At 50.7% G+C, this 17,257-nt stretch carries 15 protein-coding genes and 2 tRNA genes; 6 read left to right on the top strand and 11 right to left on the bottom strand.

Annotation, left to right across the window (positions count from 1 at the left end; translation table 11 throughout):
• Positions 1–27 precede the first annotated feature (27 nt).
• From clpP to AC0YNS_RS06405, 3 genes are all read right to left on the bottom strand, one after another.
• Positions 28–609 carry an ATP-dependent Clp endopeptidase proteolytic subunit ClpP gene (clpP, locus tag AC0YNS_RS06415; RefSeq protein ID WP_090983012.1) on the bottom strand — a complete coding sequence of 194 codons (582 nt, stop codon included), beginning with the start codon at positions 607–609 and terminating at the stop codon, positions 28–30.
• 244 nt (positions 610–853) lie between these two features.
• Positions 854–2,155, bottom strand: a complete 1,302-nt coding sequence (gene tig / locus AC0YNS_RS06410) for a trigger factor (RefSeq protein WP_475780209.1) — start codon at positions 2,153–2,155, stop codon at positions 854–856.
• 97 nt (positions 2,156–2,252) lie between these two features.
• Positions 2,253–3,143 carry a hypothetical protein gene (locus AC0YNS_RS06405; protein WP_475780208.1) on the bottom strand — a complete coding sequence of 297 codons (891 nt, stop codon included), beginning with the start codon at positions 3,141–3,143 and terminating at the stop codon, positions 2,253–2,255.
• Between the two features lie 181 nt (positions 3,144–3,324).
• Between AC0YNS_RS06405 and AC0YNS_RS06400 the strand changes: the two genes are divergently transcribed.
• The 5 genes from AC0YNS_RS06400 (at position 3,325) to AC0YNS_RS06380 (ending at position 6,998) form a co-directional block, all read left to right on the top strand.
• Positions 3,325–3,395: transfer RNA gene (locus AC0YNS_RS06400), tRNA-Gly, on the top strand.
• Positions 3,396–3,474: 79 nt separating this feature from the next.
• Positions 3,475–3,551: transfer RNA gene (locus AC0YNS_RS06395), tRNA-Arg, on the top strand.
• A gap of 239 nt (positions 3,552–3,790) precedes the next feature.
• Positions 3,791–5,536: a hypothetical protein gene (locus tag AC0YNS_RS06390; protein WP_475780207.1), complete on the top strand. Its 1,746-nt coding sequence runs from the start codon at positions 3,791–3,793 to the stop codon at positions 5,534–5,536.
• An 18-nt stretch (positions 5,537–5,554) separates the two neighbouring features.
• Positions 5,555–6,079, top strand: coding sequence for a hypothetical protein (locus AC0YNS_RS06385; RefSeq protein ID WP_475780206.1), 525 nt, complete (start codon positions 5,555–5,557; stop codon positions 6,077–6,079).
• Positions 6,080–6,119: 40 nt separating this feature from the next.
• Positions 6,120–6,998 (top strand): SDR family oxidoreductase, encoded by an 879-nt coding sequence (locus AC0YNS_RS06380; protein ID WP_475780205.1) that lies wholly within the window; start codon positions 6,120–6,122, stop codon positions 6,996–6,998.
• Positions 6,999–7,074: 76 nt separating this feature from the next.
• Here AC0YNS_RS06380 and AC0YNS_RS06375 read toward each other — a convergent pair whose 3' ends face one another.
• From AC0YNS_RS06375 to AC0YNS_RS06365, 3 genes are all read right to left on the bottom strand, one after another.
• Positions 7,075–8,409, bottom strand: a complete 1,335-nt coding sequence (locus tag AC0YNS_RS06375) for a 5'-deoxyadenosine deaminase (protein ID WP_475780204.1) — start codon at positions 8,407–8,409, stop codon at positions 7,075–7,077.
• Positions 8,410–8,522: 113 nt separating this feature from the next.
• The gene (locus tag AC0YNS_RS06370) at positions 8,523–8,870 is read right to left on the bottom strand and encodes a hypothetical protein (protein WP_475780203.1); all 348 of its coding nucleotides are present in this window, start codon (positions 8,868–8,870) and stop codon (positions 8,523–8,525) included.
• Positions 8,867–9,241 carry a hypothetical protein gene (locus AC0YNS_RS06365; RefSeq protein ID WP_475780202.1) on the bottom strand — a complete coding sequence of 125 codons (375 nt, stop codon included), beginning with the start codon at positions 9,239–9,241 and terminating at the stop codon, positions 8,867–8,869. Before AC0YNS_RS06365 ends, AC0YNS_RS06370 begins: the two co-directional genes overlap by 4 nt.
• Before the next feature lie 99 nt (positions 9,242–9,340).
• On the opposite strand from AC0YNS_RS06365, the gene asnB reads away from it, so the two are divergent.
• The gene (gene asnB, locus AC0YNS_RS06360; RefSeq protein ID WP_475780990.1) at positions 9,341–11,185 is read left to right on the top strand and encodes an asparagine synthase (glutamine-hydrolyzing); all 1,845 of its coding nucleotides are present in this window, start codon (positions 9,341–9,343) and stop codon (positions 11,183–11,185) included.
• Between the two features lie 152 nt (positions 11,186–11,337).
• Here the strand turns inward: asnB and AC0YNS_RS06355 are convergent, their stop codons facing one another.
• From AC0YNS_RS06355 to rph, 5 genes are all read right to left on the bottom strand, one after another.
• The gene (locus tag AC0YNS_RS06355; protein WP_475780989.1) at positions 11,338–12,792 is read right to left on the bottom strand and encodes an S-layer homology domain-containing protein; all 1,455 of its coding nucleotides are present in this window, start codon (positions 12,790–12,792) and stop codon (positions 11,338–11,340) included.
• A gap of 30 nt (positions 12,793–12,822) precedes the next feature.
• The gene (locus tag AC0YNS_RS06350) at positions 12,823–13,527 is read right to left on the bottom strand and encodes a stalk domain-containing protein (RefSeq protein WP_475780201.1); all 705 of its coding nucleotides are present in this window, start codon (positions 13,525–13,527) and stop codon (positions 12,823–12,825) included.
• Between the two features lie 117 nt (positions 13,528–13,644).
• Positions 13,645–15,687 carry a LuxR C-terminal-related transcriptional regulator gene (locus AC0YNS_RS06345; RefSeq protein ID WP_475780200.1) on the bottom strand — a complete coding sequence of 681 codons (2,043 nt, stop codon included), beginning with the start codon at positions 15,685–15,687 and terminating at the stop codon, positions 13,645–13,647.
• A gap of 170 nt (positions 15,688–15,857) precedes the next feature.
• Positions 15,858–16,505: an XTP/dITP diphosphatase gene (locus tag AC0YNS_RS06340; RefSeq protein WP_475780199.1), complete on the bottom strand. Its 648-nt coding sequence runs from the start codon at positions 16,503–16,505 to the stop codon at positions 15,858–15,860.
• Entirely contained in the window at positions 16,502–17,248 is a 747-nt protein-coding gene (rph, locus tag AC0YNS_RS06335) for a ribonuclease PH (RefSeq protein ID WP_475780198.1), read from the bottom strand. Before rph ends, AC0YNS_RS06340 begins: the two co-directional genes overlap by 4 nt.
• Positions 17,249–17,257: the final 9 nt, after the last annotated feature.

Raw genomic sequence — 17,257 nt, 5'->3', positions numbered from 1 at the left:
TCACCCCTTCTTGTTGATTCGCGCAAACTACAGAGATGTTACGACCTTATCGATCAGACCGTAGTTCAACGCCTCTTCAGCACTCATGAAATAGTCACGATCCGTATCGCGGTCGATTCTGTCATAAGGCTGACCTGTACGATCCACTAAAATTTGGTTAAGCTTCTGTTTGGTCTTCAGAATCCAATCTGCGTGAATCTTAATATCCGAAGCTTGACCACGCACGCCTCCAAGAGGCTGGTGAATCATCACTTCACTGTTTGGCAGTGAGAAACGCTTGCCTTTAGCCCCTGCCGTAAGCAGAAGCGAACCCATGCTGGCAGCCAAGCCTACGCAGATCGTAGATACGTCCGGCTTGATAAACTGCATCGTATCATAAATACCCATACCAGCGGTAACTGAACCGCCGGGCGAGTTAATGTACAGATGAATGTCCTTCTCCGGGTCATCGGCTGCAAGGAAAAGCAGCTGCGCAATGACGGCGTTGGCAACATCGTCGTCGATCGCACTTCCCAGAAAAATAATCCGATCCTTCAATAAGCGGGAGTAGATGTCGTAAGAACGTTCTCCCCGATTCGTTTGTTCAACGACCATAGGCACCAGATTCATGCGATCAACCTTCTTTCGTAATCGACTTTTTGAAGAAATCACCTCGCCAGCGGTTAACGCCGAAAGCTGTTTCTTCTAATCCGTTCTTATTTTAACATGTTCAAGTTGTAATGTCATTTTTCTGACTATTACATTATACGATACGGGTAAATACATATGTATGTTTCGGTTTCCTACCACCTGCCGTGGGGCGGTGATGAGGATAAAATAAGGCACGTAAATACGTGCCTTATCGTTTCATTTCTTATGCAACTACTGGAGCTGTTGTGCTGTTGTCAAGCAAGAACTTGATTGTTTTGCGTAGAACAAGATCCTCTTGGATGTTTTCCAAGTTGCCGTTAGCTGTGAAAATCGAACGAAGCTCTTCAACCGTACGGCTGTATTGCTTCGAAAGTTTCTCAAGCTCTTCGTTCAGATCTTCTTCACCTACGGTGATGCCTTCGTTCTTCGCGATTTGCTCAAGAACAAGGTTGTTGCGAACGCGTTTGATCGCGTCAGCGTGCATTTGAGTGCGAAGAGCTGCTTCGTCTTGGCCGGAGAACTGGTAGTACAGATCCAAGTTCATGCCTTGCGAACGAAGACGGTTCTCGAAATCGCGAAGCATGAACGAAGTTTCGGAATCGATCATGGATTCAGGAATTTCAATTACTGCAGCGTCAGCTGCTTTCTCAACGACAGCTGTTTCACGAGCTGCTTCGTTTTCCTTTGCTTTTCTGTCAGCAAGTTTCGCTGCCAGGTCTTGCTTGTACTCTTCAAGAGTATCGAACTCGCTTACGTCTTTCGCGAACTCATCGTCAAGCGCCGGAAGGCTCTTACGTTTGATTTCGTGAAGTTTCACTTTGAATACTGCAGGCTTGCCAGCAAGGTGTTCTGCATGGTATTCCTCAGGGAATGTAATTTCGATATCCTTGAAGTCGCCAGTTGCCATGCCGATAACTTGATCTTCAAAGCCGGGAATGAATGCGCCTGAACCAAGCTCAAGGGAATGACGCTCGCTCTTGCCGCCTTCGAATGCTACACCGTCAACATAACCGTCAAAGTCGATTACTGCAGTATCGCCGTTCTCAGCTGCGCCTTCTTCGATCACGTTCAATTCAGCGTGGCGTTGTTGCAAACGAGTCAATTCAGCTGTGATTTCTTCTTCCGAAACGACTGCTTCAGCGGAAGGAATTTCGATGCCTTTGTACTCGCCAAGCTCAACTTCAGGCTTAACTGTTACTTTCGCAACATACTTGAACGATTGGTCTTTCGCAAATTGCTGAACATCGATGTCAGGACGATCAACCGGAATGACACCAGTTTCTTTCAGTGCCGCTGCATACGTGTCAGGAAGCAAAATGTCGATCGCGTCTTGATACAAGCTTTCAACGCCGAAACGCTTCTCAAACATACCCCGTGGTACTTTACCTTTACGGAATCCAGGTACGTTTACCTTCTGAACGACCTTCTTAAATGCCTTGTCGATCGCTTCATTAACTTGTCCTGCCTCAACCTCTACGTTGATGGAGACAAGATTCTTGTCTATTTTTTCCCAAGTTGCTGTCATGTTATGCTTTCCCCTCCAAATTAAATAACGCTTCTGCGTCAGATCTTACCCGTAATAAACCATTCTATTATAATCAAGATTTGCGTTAATATCAAGACTAGCCGCCATCACCGTCCAATTTTAATTGCGCGATCTGCCGTAACGACCTGCAAGCCTGCTCATAACGGAACCGAAGAGCATCCGTAATCCCGTAAGTTTCCCGCACATCGTCGTCATCTGCTCTGCCATAAAGTGACAACTCAAGCACTTGATGGAGTGCAGCAGAATAACAATCTACGGTCTCATCGTCATCAGATAACAGCCGACTGTATGCCGTCGTGCCATACAAGCATTGCAAGCATTCTTTCCACAACTCTCGTGCAAAATGGGGCAGCGTGGCTTCCTGTACTTCTGTTACCGATTCTACCCGTTCAACGACCCTTGTAACCACTTGCGGAAAATCATCCATCGAAAGCGGAGTCGCTTCGATCTCGAGATCCACCTGCTCCCCAAGTCGATCCAGCCTGATTGCTCCGGTTACACCGCGCTTCTTCAACGATTGCAGCGCCTTGAATTGCAAGGCAGGATGCAAATCCGTTCTCGTCAGCCATGTGATGATGGCTTCGTCGACACTTGGATGTTTGATATAAGCAGCCCGCTCCAGTGCCAAAATTTGCTGATCGGCAACGGGATGATGCTGCATAATATAAAGCACCTGCTGCACGTAAGCTTCATCGTGTTCAACGGAACTCAGTGCTCCTTGGCGAAGCGACTCCTCATCGCCTTCCGGTTCGGATGAGTCTGTATGTATGCTGTCGTTCGAGTCACCATAGCCCGGAAAAGCAACATCAAGCCATGATAATAAATTGGTCCATTCTTCGTAGTGACGCTTCTCTTCGCCCTGGCAATTCAGCAAGAAACGAAGCAGTCCTTTAGCTTCTCCATATTGTTCGGATTCAAGCATGCGCGTCAGTTGGTTCTGATATTGATCCAGCATATTCGGAAACAAATATACGTTCTCTCTGTTATCACCCTGCGAGGGGTCCGAGGTTGTAATAGAATCACCGCCTTATCAATCAAACTGCCTGCAGAAATGCGTATTATGTACAGTTAGAGTTTGATTATATCACTCTCAGCTGTTGATTTCCATTTTAGCCTGTGCTATTATTTGTCTACTTTGTTTTTTCTGTGCGGGTGTAGTTCAATGGCAGAACGCCAGCTTCCCAAGCTTGAGGCGAGGGTTCGATTCCCTTCACCCGCTTATAACATAATGCAGAACAACCTTTTCAAAAAAAGTAGTTGCACTACCGGAACACTCCGTGATATACTACTTCTTACGTGTCCCAGTAGCTCAGTTGGATAGAGCACACGCCTTCTAAGCGTGTTGTCGGGGGTTCGAATCCCTCCTGGGACGCCATTTAACCAAGCGTTTCAGACACTACATCAACACTGACAGCCTCCTGATGATTTGTGCTTCGGCACATTTCCGGGAGGCTTTTTTGATTTCAATTCGTCTCCGGCCAGCTCGGCACCTCTTGAATTAGTAACAAAGCCACGAACGCTTATCGCAATTATTCCCATGATTTCTCTCAAAATGTGGTACTATTAGTCTATCATTCTAGCGAATAATGACTTTCAATGTCGGAGGCTGTCGAAATGAGCTCATTTGCCGATTCAAATCGCCATACGCGTAAAACTGCTTCACCCATTCAGCGTGATAGTGCCGAGCAGAGCAGCAAAACATCCCCCTCGTCAGCGGGCAGCCGGGAAAACGAATCGGAACCCGGAAAGCTGCTGCAGATGCAGCGCGCATCCGGTAATCAAGCTGTGCTGCAGATGATGCAATCAGGTAAAGGTACAATAATGCGTCAAACCGGTGCGGCTCGGATGGGAAGACCTGACCGCGTGAACAGTCCGGCATCTTCTACCGTTCCGGCAACGCAGGCTCCTTCCCAAGCACCTGCCGCTGCCGCACCGGAGCAGCAAGCGCAAGAGGCAGCCGCTGCTCCGGTTTCTGCTCCGGCTGTAACGGCAAGCGCACCGGCGGCTCCGCCAGCCCCTGCCGCTCCGTCAGGTCTAGCTGCGGCTGCCGCTCCGGCAGCCTTCACTCCACCGCCTATTCCTGCCAATTTAAGGGGGAAAGCAGGGTACAGTGAGGTATACAGCTGGCTGAAAGAACAGTCTACCAAAGAGAAGAAATCTGCTCTTTTCGCATACTTCGACGCCCTGACACCGGAACAGAAAATGTCTGCGATTCGGGCGATGAACGGCGCCAGCAAACGTTTCGTCGACCTCGATACCGTCAAGAAAACGATGGTCACAGGTATCATTAGTAAATCGGTCGATTGGGATAAATTTTCAGTGTTCGCCAGAGATGCCAACAAAACCGATACGAAAAACTACAATGCGGACACGGACAAAGATTATCTCGGATATGCCGCAATAGGCACTTCCGCTTCTACCGGCGGCGCGGGAGGTTCCGCTACCATTAGCGCAGGACTGGGAGCGAAGGCTGCATTGCCCGTTGCGGAAGGCATCGCTCCTGCGGCAGGAGCGCTTAGCGGACTCGCTTCGATCTCGCAAATCTACAATGCCACTGAAAACTACGACGAATCGTTAAGCAATACCGGCAAAGCACAGCAAGTCGTAGGCGAAGGCGGCGCAGGTGCGGCCGATCTGGCCCGTTTCAGCGCAGGTACCGTGAACAGTGTACGTACCGTTGCGGGCATGGGGCTCAACGCCGGAGCAACCGTCGCTGCCGGCGCGGCAGGCATTGTCGGCGGCGCGGCCTATATGGTCAGCGGTGTAGCCGGCTACAGAGAGAATAAGAAGAATGCCAAGAGCCTGCATGAGATGGAAGACAAGATGAAGGAAGGCAGCGATGCGCGCGCCACAGATCTCGGACATGCAGCGAACCTTGGCGGTTCGACGCAGGAAATGAACAAAGACAAGAACAAAGCGACTGCCGTCAAAGGAGCGCTTATGGTCGCAGGCGGCGCTGCTCTCTTAATCGCAGCGGCCTCCCCTGCCGGCCCGATCCTGATCGCACTTGCTGCGATTCTTGGCGGCGTTGCGGCGATCGTGAAATTTTATAAGAAATACAAACGGAAAGAAGCGTTCGTCGATCGTGTCCTTAAGGTCGATGAAGCGATGAAGAAGCCTGAGAACGAGAAAACAGGCAAAGATAAAGTCAGGCAGCAGCTCATTGAAGAGAAAGGCTTTAACAGCGTAGGTCAGTGTTATGCCCAGATCGTGACGGATCTGGCAGGCATGCTGTTCGAATCCGGTGTACGCGGCGACGATGCGGACAGCAAAGCCATTATCGAGAGCATCGGGCTCAAAGTTGACAGCCCCAAACAGAAACCGACAAAAGAAATGATTGCAAAGAAACTGCACACCTAACAAAGGAGACTGAACCGCATGTCCTTGCAAGAAGACGTGATCAGTATCGATTACTTGAAGAGAACGCTTCGTTTCTACGAGAATATTGATATCGCTTCCCAATTAATGGAACCCACGGATGAAGCGCCTTACACGTCCCTCATCATCCGTTTTACCGAGATCGGTGAACGCGAAGCAACCATCGACTTAGAGATGAGCTTCCTGCCGGGCTTGCAGGAGCTGAATCAGGAAGGCGTGTATCTCTTCCAATCGTTCGCCGTGCTGGCTTCTCAAACGTCGAAAGAACATGAGATGGAGCTGCTCAAAGCGATTAGCATCCTCAACATCCAGCTTCCACTCGGCACATTCGGCGTCTTCCCAGATGGCGGCGCGCTGTACTTGAAGCAAACGGCGATGTTATCCCGCGAAGGCCTTGTCAGCGGAAACGCGGTTAAACTGCTGGATCAGCAGAACGGTGTGCTGCTGCATCAGCTGCATCAATTCACCGATTACTTGCTGGATGTCTCGGCAGGCAAGCAGAAAGCCGAATCAACGCTGCTGTAATGACGCAGACTACTCCTTGGAAAGGAGTGGTTTATACGATATGACATCCAACCAGCAAGCTTCACAAAGACCAACGTCATTCCCGCCGCAGCATCAGAATCGACAGCCCGGGCTTGAAAGCGAGATGACCCCTCGCCCGCAGTTTGAAGCACCCGCCTATAAGGCGGCAGGTAAACTATCGGGTAAGGTTGCCGTAATTACCGGAGGAGACAGCGGGATCGGCCGAGCCGTCGCGCTCATGTATGCCAAGGAAGGCGCAGATATTTCGATTGTCTATTTGGACGAAGACGGCGACGCCACTGAAATACAACGATTAATCCAAGGATTAGGTCGGAAATGCTTGGCCATCGCCGGTGATATCGGGGATCCCGAGTTTTGCAAGAAGGTCATCTATGATACGACCTCGCAATTGGGAGCCCTTGATATTGTCGTGAACAATGCCGCAGAACAACACCCGAAGGATTCGCTGGAGCTCATTACGCCGCAACAGCTTGAACGAACGTTCAAAACCAATGTTTTCGGCATGTTCTATCTGACTCAAGCCGCTTTGCCGCATCTATCCCAAGGCGCGACCATCATTAACACAACTTCGATCACGGCTTATCATGGCAGCGCGAATTTGCTGGACTACTCCTCCACCAAAGGAGCTCAGGTTGCTTTCACTCGCTCCCTCGCGATGAATCTCGCAGCTCAAGGCATTCGCGTTAACGCCGTAGCACCGGGGCCAATATGGACGCCGCTCATTCCATCGACGTTCGATGAGAAGACCGTTGCCAAGTTCGGTTCCGACACACCCATGAAACGTGCGGGACAACCTGAAGAGCTCGCACCTGCCTACGTCTATCTCGCTTGCGAGGACTCCTCGTACATGAGCGGACAAGTTCTCCACGTGAATGGCGGGGAGATTGTGAACGGATAAGCGATATCACTACAAACAAAGGCCGACCGCTAAGTTATCTCTCTCGAGTTAACTCAGTGGTCGGCCTTTACTTCGCTCAAATTCGTTTCAACAGTCGCGCTATGGATCGGTCCGCTTCGCGGAGCACCGTTCGTTTATCGATTGTTCTTACTTTGCCACGCTCCACAACCATCTTGCCGTCCACCCACACATCGGACACGTTGCCCCTTGAAGCCGCATAGACGATTCGTGAATACGGGTCCGCATCATAGGATGGAAAGGTATGATAATCATTCAAATCCAGCAGCACGAGATCTGCTTTCTTGCCTGGTTCAATACTGCCGATCAGATGATCAAGTCCAAGCGCCTCGGCCCCGCCCATTGTTGCCATACGCAGCACCGTTCGTGCATTCATAGACTCAGGGCCGCAACGCACCTTATGCAGCAGCGCCGTTAAGCGCATCTCCTGAAACATATCCAGCGTATTGTTGCAAGGTGCGCCATCGGCACCAATCCCCATGCCAATCCCCTGCTCCAATAGTTCAGGTACCGGGGCGATCCCGGATGACAGCTTAAGATTGGAGCCTGGGCAATGGGTCATTTTCGTTCCGGTGCGTCTGAGAATATCCTTCTCCTCATCGTCCAGCCAAATACAATGTGCAAGGACAAGTCGCGGCGAAGTCAGCCCGATATGATCCAAATACACGATGTTGCGCATACCGCGCTGGCGCATAACCAACTCGATTTCTTCGCGATTCTCTGCCGCATGCGTGTGGACGAGCACCTGATAGTGGAACGATAAATCCCGCACCTCTTTCAGCAGCTCTTCCGAACAGGAGACAACGAAACGCGGGCAGTAGGCGTATCCGATTCGGCCATTGTCATAGCCATGCCATTTCTCGAGCAGTGCCGTGCTCTCTTCAACCGAACGTTTCGTATCTTCCTGCAAACCAAGCGGCACATCACCGCCTGCATCCATCATCACTTTACCCGAGATCGCACGAATTCCGCTGCTTGCGATAGCCTGGAAAGCAAAATCGGTATGGCTCACCGTCTCCATATCGAGTATCGTCGTTGTGCCGCTGCGCAATAATTCTCCGATGCCAAGCATCGCGGAGTAATAAACCGATTCCTCGTCATGCGCCGCTTCAAGCGGCCAAACCCTCGTCCGAAGCCAGTCCATGAGCGCCATATCGTCTGCACGGCCGCGAAATAACGTCTGACACAAATGAATATGCGTTTGTACGAAACCCGGCAGCAGCAGCCTTCCTTTGGCTTCAACGACCGTCGTCGCGGCAGCATCATAGCCGCTCGTAATCTGACCGCCTACAGCGACAATGACATCGTCTTTGAACAGTACATCGCCAACTATAATTTCGTCCTGTTTATTCATGGTGACAATGGTTGCATTTCGTACCAAGGTGGTTCCCATAAGGCTGCCTCGCCTCCCTCACTCACTTGGACTACATGATATGGTTTGTCAATTATGCTTACATTGTACCATGGGTACATGTGAAAGAGGCAGCATTTTACAGCGCAGCAGCATTAAGACCAGTCCACTAATCTTCCGATTTCCGCTCGAATCCCCGGGAACGACAGCACCTGTTCCTTGAACGACTCCCGCTCCCCCCAATCCGTCTTCATCGTCGGCGTGTCGAACAACTCGTCCGTGACGTTGGTAAAGGCGTTATGCATATTGTTGTCGTACCAATCGATTTCCGTCTTGGCATCGTTCTTCACGACCGCGATCATATCGTAATCGTTATCTCGCGAAGCTCCAAAATAAGCGAGCAGTTCAGGCGTGCCCGCGTCATCGGTATGAACTTCAACTTCACAGCTGGGATTCCCTTCGCTTCTCACCGCGCGTCTAACGCGTGCATCCGTCACGATCATCTCAGACTCCCCTCTGGAAACAACCCCATCGTGGCAATATGATTCTTCGTCTCTGCCGTGCCCAGCTCATATAATAGCCGGTAGACATCGAGAAGAATCTCATCGACACCTGCATTCATTTGCTTATCACTCGCCGAACTAAACGGCGTGGCGGCATATTCACCGACTTGCGCTTCATCCATAGTCGCATATTCTTCAAACAACTCTTGCAAACGGTTTAATTCTTCTTCATTTGCGGTGATGGCAAACTCAAACGCAGTTGCTTCTGGATCCTCTAATATTGAGCCTGCCTGTACGGACACATAATAAGGTTTGCGTGCGTAAAATGACTCATCGTGATCATTGACCATATCGAAAGCACCCTCCTTCATTGCTCTAGCATCCCCCCACGGACAGACATTTTATCCATATTTTTCGCATAACCATCATAGTATCGCTGTTTGAAGCTCTAAGAGAAAGGAATGAGCACCATGTGTGGATTCACGGGCTGGATCGACTGGACCGATGACCTGACTAAACAATCCGTTACCCTCGAGAAAATGACCGGAACGCTGGCTAACCGCGGCCCGGATGCATCGGGAACCTGGATCTCGCCGCATTGTGCGCTAGGCCACCGGAGACTATCCGTTATCGATCCTGCGAACGGTGCGCAACCGATGGTTCGTACGTCTGATGACGATGCGTATGTTCTTGTTTATAACGGAGAGCTGTATAATGCACCGGAGCTGAAGCGCGAGCTCGAAAGCCGGGGCAGACGGTTTACAACAACTTGCGACACGGAGGTATTGCTCGTTGCCTACATGGAATGGGGCCCATCATGCGTAGAGAAGTTTAACGGTATCTTTGCTTTTGCCTTATGGGATTCCAAGGAACAGCAGCTGTTCATCGCCAGAGACAGACTTGGTGTCAAACCGTTCTTCTATGCGAAACAGCTTGGACGATTCGTATTCGGATCGGAGCCGAAGGCGCTGCTCGCACATCCTTCCGTCAAACCGGAGGTTGGACCGGAAGGTTTGGCCGAAATCTTCATCGTCGGACCTGCGCGTACGCCGGGGGTCGGCGTTTACCGGGATCTCGGTGAGCTGCTGCCGGGACACTGCGCCATCTATAACCGCTCCGGGTTAAGTGTCCGTACTTATTGGAAATTAGAAAGCAAGCCTCATACCGAAACGGTGCAGGAGACGGCCAAAACAGTCGGTGATCTGCTCAAAGATACGGTGGAACGTCAGCTGGTCTCCGATGTACCGCTGTGTACGCTGCTCTCAGGCGGATTGGACTCCAGTGCACTTACATCACTTGCGGTTAATTACTACAATGAAACGGGGCAAGGTGTCGTTCATACCTTCTCCGTCGATTACGTAGATAACGATAAACATTTTAAAGCCCATGCGTTCCAGCCGAATGCCGATGCGCCTTGGATCGAACGGATGACCAATCATCTGGGCACGATTCATCATTCGATGGTTTTTGATACGCCTGAGCTTGTTGCGTCATTGCGTGAAGCCATGCACGCCCGTGATATGCCGGGGATGGCGGATGTCGACTCGTCCCTGCTGCTCTTCTGCCGCGAAATCAAGAAGGAAGCGACCGTTGCGATATCCGGTGAAGCGGCGGATGAAATCTTCGGCGGTTATCCATGGTTCCACCGCGAAGAAGCGCTGAATGCCGGCACGTTCCCTTGGTCGCTTGCAGCAGGCATGCGTGCCGATCTGCTCTCGCAGGACGTCGCTGCTTGGATTAGGCCGCTAGAATATCTTGGAGACCGTTATTCGGATGCGATTGCCGAGGTGCCTCATCTAGCCGGCGAAGATGCCGCAGCTCGCAAAATGCGTCAGATGTCGTATTTGAACATTACAAGGTTCATGCCGACATTACTTGACCGTAAAGACCGGATGAGTATGGCAGTTGGCCTTGAGGTACGCGTCCCCTATTGCGATCACAGACTCGTGGAGTATGTATACAACATTCCATGGGAGATCAAAACTGCGGGAGACCGGGAGAAAGGGATTCTCCGCATGGCGCTGGAAGGCGTATTGCCTCATGATGTGCTCTATCGGAAGAAAAGTCCTTATCCGAAAACGCATAACCCGAACTACCTCAATGCGGTGCGCAAGCAGGTACTGGAGATCATTCATGAAGGCACCTCCCCGCTGCTGCAGCTCATTAATGTGAAGAAGATCCGCGAGCTTGCCGAATCCGAAGCAGCAAGCAGCAACTTGCCATGGTTCGGTCAGTTAATGTCCGGACCGCAGCTGTTCGCTTACCTGCTGCAATTAGATATGTGGCTGAGGGAATACAAAGTGGTCATTCGCTAATCATCTAAATATGAGGCTGTCTCCAAAGGTTGCAATTCGACTTTTGAGACAGCCTTTCATTATGCTCTTCCTATTGGACATGCCAATAGACCGCCCTTACCGAAACTCGGTAATAGACGGTCTATCATCACCTGACCTGATGTATCCGACAATCAGCTCTTACTAAACGCCAAATACGCGCGCCTGATTAAGATAATCGCCTGCTCCCTTGTTGTCTTGCCAAGGGGATCGATGCGCCCGCCGCCTACGCCTCCCATAACGCCTGCATTAGCTGCGAAGTGCACGGAGTTTTTGGCCCAGGCTGCAATTTTGCCCTCGTCTGCGAATGTCGTTTTGACACTGGTATCGTATTTGCCGGAGGGTTTAGCCGCTTTAATCGCCCTAAGGAGCATCACGCACATTTCCTGCCTCGTAATCGTCGCATGCGGCGAGAACTCCGTTAACGTCGAGCCAAATACGATGCCCATTTTGTTCGCCTTCAGCACATCCTCGTTCGTCGTATCGGTGAACGGATTCGGGCTAATCGGGTCCGCTTTCTTACCGCTCAAGGATTCGTACAGCTTCACGGCAATGCTTGCGAATTCCTCGCGCGTAATCGGATCCTTGTACCGACTTAACACGGCGTCCGTTGTCAAATTGAGCTTAATCGCATCTTTCACATCGTGTTTCGCCCACTCGCTGGCACCTGACGCGAGTTTCTCCAGCATCTCTTCTGTCGGAGGCGAAGTCGGCGTTACTGGCGGTCCCGGGTCAGCAGGTATCGCCGGCGGCGTCGGTGTCGTCGTTCCGCCTCCTCCTATAGTAATGTCAGGAAGTTTAATGTTCGGGTTGAGTGAGCCTGTAATTAAGTCGTCATCCAGGAGCAACCCCACCGTGAATTTTTTTGTTTTCACAATAAGGCTTTTATCGCCGGGCTTCAAGAAATCGGGAAGCTCGAATTGGTCGATGACCGGCAGAACGGAATAGACATACACCGTATCCGAGCTCGTCTCTTTATCCACATACGTCAAGTTGCCGGTACGATCCATCGTATCGCGGACATAGAAGATTTTCTCCTTCCCTTTTCCTCCGACGCGTTTGATCTGATAATACGACTCCATGTTTGTGTTATCCGACCAGGACAAGGTAACAGAACCATTCGTATGCGAAATCGCTGTGAAATCGCTAATCCCGCCAGCCTGCCTGATCTTAAAGGGACCTAATATGTCTCGGTTGTAACTGTTCGAGCCGATCAGCGGAGAGTAATACGTTTCTAACATGATTTGAGCCGAAGTAAGACCTGGTTCCTCCGGCAAGCTAAAGGTGCCATACGTCCCGAATCCGGGGTCATCTACGTCCAGATCCAGAACAGGTTTCCAATTCAGCCCGTTGTCCGCTGAGTAAGAAATTTTGGCATATTCCAGACTGGTACCGAGCGCCCGGTCATCACCGAAACTAAAAAACACCTTTTCTCCAGCGAGCAAATAGGGCAATCCACTTGTCTCGAGTTCAAACGCAAGCACCTTCACAGTTGCATGTGCACGAGAAGGAGGAATCACAACAAACACAAGCATCACAGACAAAATCAAGAAAGCCAGCCTCTTGCCAAAAGAAAACCGAAATACCATCACATCCACCACTCCTCATCCCACTGCACGCTATTTGCCGTTGGACACATAGCTGTCTTTTAAGATGTATATGAAGGGTCCAATGATCTGATTAACATTGCCTCCGAAGCCGTAGACCATGATGCCATCGCTGCCTTGCAAATCAATATCCACTTCCGTAACCTGGTCCTTCACAAGATGGATATCTTCTGTGAGCTGCTGCTTCTTGCTGTTATAAACTCTGACCGTCAGATCATCTTTGCCGACCAGCATCAAATGCAGTTTATTGTACATCGAACCAAAATCCATCTTCACATTAAAGCTCGGACTATAGCTGCTTCGGAATGCAAATGCACCTTTATACGTTTGGCCGCCGAATACGAGCTGATTCTTGTCGATCACATCAATGAACTCCGCGCCATCATGCTGCGTCTTGACCTGCGAGGAATAGAACGTCAAACCCGGAACAGATGATCCGATTTGGATCGTTTTGGATTTCGGATCATACTTAACGGGAAGCTGGAAGCTGTTCGCCAGCACACGAAGAGGCAAATACGTAGTGCCCTTGTATGTAATGGGCAGCGCTTGGTTTCCATTCTCATCTGTCGGCCGCCAGTTTCCACCATCCTTCGAAAACTTCAGATCCCCGTTCAGCACCGCTTTGATCGTGGTCACATTCGTTGTGGCGTATGCGCCTCCTGCTGCAGAAAACATCGCTGTGGCTGCCAGCAGCGCCACGAGTTTCTTCTTCTTCATTCCATTCCCTCCCCGAACCATCCATAAAATAAATGCCATATTCACCATCATTTTATATGGGATTGTAAGTGGAAGGATATTGTCCGAAGGTAGTATATGCGGCAACAGCGGCAACCTCTAAGTGGAAATCATACGGCCCGCCTTGCTCATCAGCTGTTTACGGTTCCTGACCTCAAGCTTCTCGTAAATATGGGAGAGATGTTTCTTCACCGTCGTCTCGCTGAGGTACAGCTTCGCTGCTATTTCAAGATTAGATCGGCCGTCCATAAGCAGAGACAGCACTTCCTTCTCCCGGCTCGTCAGCAGGTTTACATCAATCGTTTCTTCCGTCGATCGATCTGAAATGCCGGATAATGCGGCCATGCGATCTAAGTAGGCCTGCCGTTTATGTCCTCGCAAGTCGACAACAAACACCGGTGCAGGCGCATCCTCATCATAATCATGATGGATGACCGGCTCCGTATCTCGCTCGCAGCCCAAGCTCTCGAAGATCGCCCTGGAAATCGGCAGTGGAGGCGGTGATGCCACTACATAACCCGATGAGATTAAATGATTGATGAGAATAAGTCCTGAGGCTTGCATCATGACAGGATCAGCGTAATCATAAGCATCCAGCGTCTTGACGAAGTAGCCTGCCATGAATGGGGATTCGACTCTTAATTTGCGAAGAGAACTCTCGGGAAGTCCGGAGAAAAATGCGGCTGAAAGCGGCTTGGTACATAAATAATCGAGGGTTTGCGAGTTGATTGGAACGATAGCGGTCAAGCCGATTATTGTACCGTTAGCTTTGCGAACAAGCTTCACGATAGAAGGGTCAAGCTGATACAGTTCTTCCAAATGAATATGCTTGAGTCCGTAAAGACTGTGCTGCTTGGTGAGCAGAAACTCCGTCTTCTCTCGGGTTTCCGGATGCAGGAGCGATATCTTGGTCGTCTTGGCCGTGATATAGCGATTCTCCATATAAGTTACTGCATCTGTCCAATTGGCAGGGCTCAGCTCTTCCAAACTATAAGAAGAAGGCTGATGGTAGAACAACGATCGGATGAGCTGATCGCCGAGGTAATAAAACCAATCTTCGGTTTCCCTTGTTAGAGGATCGTTGGATCGCTTAAGTGTTTGATAGTAGTAGCGAATGCATCTCTTCCAGAGCCTGTCGCAATAATCGGGAGCGCGCAGTCGCATCTGTCTATGTATGGCATCACGAAGCAAATCATGGAGCAGCCAGCCATGCCCCGATCGCTGCACGAAGGAGTAATTTATTAAGGCTTTAAACTGCGAAGCCGACACCTCACGCTGCAGTGCGAACGTAATCAGATCCTGATTGAAATGACGCAGCACCGCTACGGCTTCAACCAGCTCCCTCATCGGGGAATCCGGCACTTCCTTGAGCCAAATATCTACAACCTGGTCGAAAACATCCTCATCCACAAAATTCGTCTGCTGCTGCCGACTCGAATGAAGAGCAGATGCAAGCAGGGAAAGCGTCAACGGATGCCCCTTCGACATGGACCAGATGTAATGAATCGCCTCTTCCTGCAGCTCATGATCTAACCGTTTGAGGTAGTTGCGAATGTCTTCGTAATTCAGCTCTGTGATCGGAAGCCTTTCAATCAATTGATTCCAAGCCGGTGAAGACTGCCACTCACCGCGTAATGGGAATCGACCGGAAATAATAACGAGCACCGCCGGATCCGTACCGGCGATAAATTCGCGCATCCAATGTTCCAGCTCGCCGATCTCCTCGAAGGTGTCGAATGCGAGAATCAGCTTCTGCTTGGCCGCCGCCTCCCTGATCGCCTTCATGCAGTTGTCCTTCTGCAGACTCGGATCCGTCGAACGTCGGCGCGCTTTCCGTGAACTCGGCTCGATCAGACGGTGCAGGTAGAGACAGAATTCACCGGGGTTTCGCGGCATCGTGCGGCAGTCCATAAGGACGAACCTGGCATCTGCTCGTTCAGCAAGCCGGCGATATTCAGCGAGAAGGAAGCTTTTGCCCGCGCCGCCTGTTCCGTGGACATTCAAAATGCGGCCTTTCGGCGATCTCTCCTTCAATCTTCTGCGGAATAATCGGATCTCGTGTTTTCTGCCTACAAAATAATGACGCTCCAGCTGTTCAATGCTCCGGGATACTGCCGGAGGCAGCTCTTCTTGAATGGACATAACCCGATCCCCCTTTAACCGTGAATAAGGTTCCCGTACACGCCTCAGAAGTTTAATCAGTTATTCTGCAAAGAAAGATAATTTACCTCTTACCTGATAAAAGCCAATAAAAAAAAAGAGTTCGCAAATTTGCGAACTCTTTAAGCCGTGAATGATAGGTCTCGCCGCTGCTATTCGCTCACTGCTGCAATCTTCTTCAGCAGTTCAGCGAGTGCAGTGCCGCGGTGGCTGATTGCCTGCTTCTCTTCTGTCGTCAGCTCCGCCATGCCTTTGGATTGCGATTTCAAATAAAACAATGGATCATACCCAAAGCCGCCATTCCCTCTGGGACGGTCCATAATAGATCCGTTAACCAAGCCTTCACTTTCAATAAAGGTCTCTGTGGCCGGATCATATAAGGCCAACGTGCAAATGAAATTCGCTTCGCTTAGCAGCGTCGTTCCATCCGCAAGCCGCTCAAGTCTCGAATCATCGGCTGTGATGCGAGCCAGCTCCCGCAAGAGCTTCTCGTTATTGCGAGCATCTGTCGCACCTTCGCCGGAATACCGTGCGGAGTATACACCGGGTTCACCGCCAAGCCGCGCTACTTGAAGACCGGAATCGTCGGCAAGCACGGGCAGTCCCAGCGCTTCGGCAACCGTCTTCGCTTTCTTGCGTGCATTCTCCGCGAACGTCGCTCCGTCCTCTACCACATCCGGCAGATTCGGGTAATCGAACATGCTGACGACCTGCATGCCAAGCTTGCCGAAAGCATGAGCAAACTCACGCACCTTACCGGCATTTCTGGTCGCTACGACTACTGTATCGCCCTGCTTCATGCTTTGGGATTTCCGATCCGACTGCCCATTAAACCAAGCGCATCACGCTGTTTGGCAATCAAGCTCGCGATCCCTTCTTCAGCGCTAGCCAGAAGCTCGTTCAACTCCTCACGCGAGAACGGGGACTCCTCGCCTGTTCCTTGCACTTCGACGAATTTACCCGCTCCGGTCATGACCACATTCATGTCTACCTTTGCTTTGGAATCCTCTTCATAATTAAGGTCAAGCAGCGTGCGATCGCCGATCACGCCCACACTAACCGATGCAAGATAATCGGTCAGCGGGTATTTGGCAAACTCATGATTGCTGTTTATCTTATGTACAGCCAGCGCCAGAGCTACGAACGCCCCTGTGATCGACGTTGTACGTGTACCGCCATCTGCTTGAAGAACATCGCAATCCAGCGTAATCGTACGCTCACCAAGCGCATGTAAATCGACAACCGAACGCAGTGCGCGGCCGATCAAACGCTGGATTTCCATCGTGCGGCCCGTCAGCTTCCCTCTAGCCGATTCACGTTGATTTCGGACTTGTGTGGCGCGGGGCAGCATGGAATATTCCGCGTTGATCCACCCTTTGCCTTGTCCTTTCATGAATGGCGGAACGCGTTCTTCGATCGAAGCCGTGCAGAGCACTTTCGTATCGCCGAATTCAATCAGCACGGAGCCCTCAGCATATTTATTAGGATTCATCGTAATTGTAACCGGCCGCAGCTCGTTTGCCTGACGTCCATCTATTCTCATTATGTATAG

Source organism: Paenibacillus sp. J22FR21, assembly GCF_056269135.1.
The sequence above is the reverse complement of the archived record's forward strand: the minus strand, read 5'-3'. Positions and strand labels throughout refer to the sequence as shown.

What these genes read in the sequence shown, in the direction of transcription:
- AC0YNS_RS06390 (WP_475780207.1), top strand. Translation starts at nt 3,791, where the DNA reads ATGAGCTCATTTGCCGATTCAAATCGCCATACGCGTAAAACTGCTTCA.
- AC0YNS_RS06380 (WP_475780205.1), top strand. Translation starts at nt 6,120, where the DNA reads ATGACATCCAACCAGCAAGCTTCACAAAGACCAACGTCATTCCCGCCG.
- AC0YNS_RS06350 (WP_475780201.1), bottom strand. Translation starts at nt 13,527, where the DNA reads ATGAAGAAGAAGAAACTCGTGGCGCTGCTGGCAGCCACAGCGATGTTT.
- asnB (WP_475780990.1), top strand. Translation starts at nt 9,341, where the DNA reads ATGTGTGGATTCACGGGCTGGATCGACTGGACCGATGACCTGACTAAA.
- AC0YNS_RS06340 (WP_475780199.1), bottom strand. Translation starts at nt 16,505, where the DNA reads ATGAAGCAGGGCGATACAGTAGTCGTAGCGACCAGAAATGCCGGTAAG.
- AC0YNS_RS06355 (WP_475780989.1), bottom strand. Translation starts at nt 12,792, where the DNA reads ATGGTATTTCGGTTTTCTTTTGGCAAGAGGCTGGCTTTCTTGATTTTG.
- AC0YNS_RS06375 (WP_475780204.1), bottom strand. Translation starts at nt 8,409, where the DNA reads ATGGGAACCACCTTGGTACGAAATGCAACCATTGTCACCATGAATAAA.
- AC0YNS_RS06385 (WP_475780206.1), top strand. Translation starts at nt 5,555, where the DNA reads ATGTCCTTGCAAGAAGACGTGATCAGTATCGATTACTTGAAGAGAACG.
- clpP (WP_090983012.1), bottom strand. Translation starts at nt 609, where the DNA reads ATGAATCTGGTGCCTATGGTCGTTGAACAAACGAATCGGGGAGAACGT.
- AC0YNS_RS06365 (WP_475780202.1), bottom strand. Translation starts at nt 9,241, where the DNA reads ATGAAGGAGGGTGCTTTCGATATGGTCAATGATCACGATGAGTCATTT.
- AC0YNS_RS06345 (WP_475780200.1), bottom strand. Translation starts at nt 15,687, where the DNA reads ATGTCCATTCAAGAAGAGCTGCCTCCGGCAGTATCCCGGAGCATTGAA.
- tig (WP_475780209.1), bottom strand. Translation starts at nt 2,155, where the DNA reads ATGACAGCAACTTGGGAAAAAATAGACAAGAATCTTGTCTCCATCAAC.
- AC0YNS_RS06370 (WP_475780203.1), bottom strand. Translation starts at nt 8,870, where the DNA reads ATGATCGTGACGGATGCACGCGTTAGACGCGCGGTGAGAAGCGAAGGG.
- rph (WP_475780198.1), bottom strand. Translation starts at nt 17,248, where the DNA reads ATGAGAATAGATGGACGTCAGGCAAACGAGCTGCGGCCGGTTACAATT.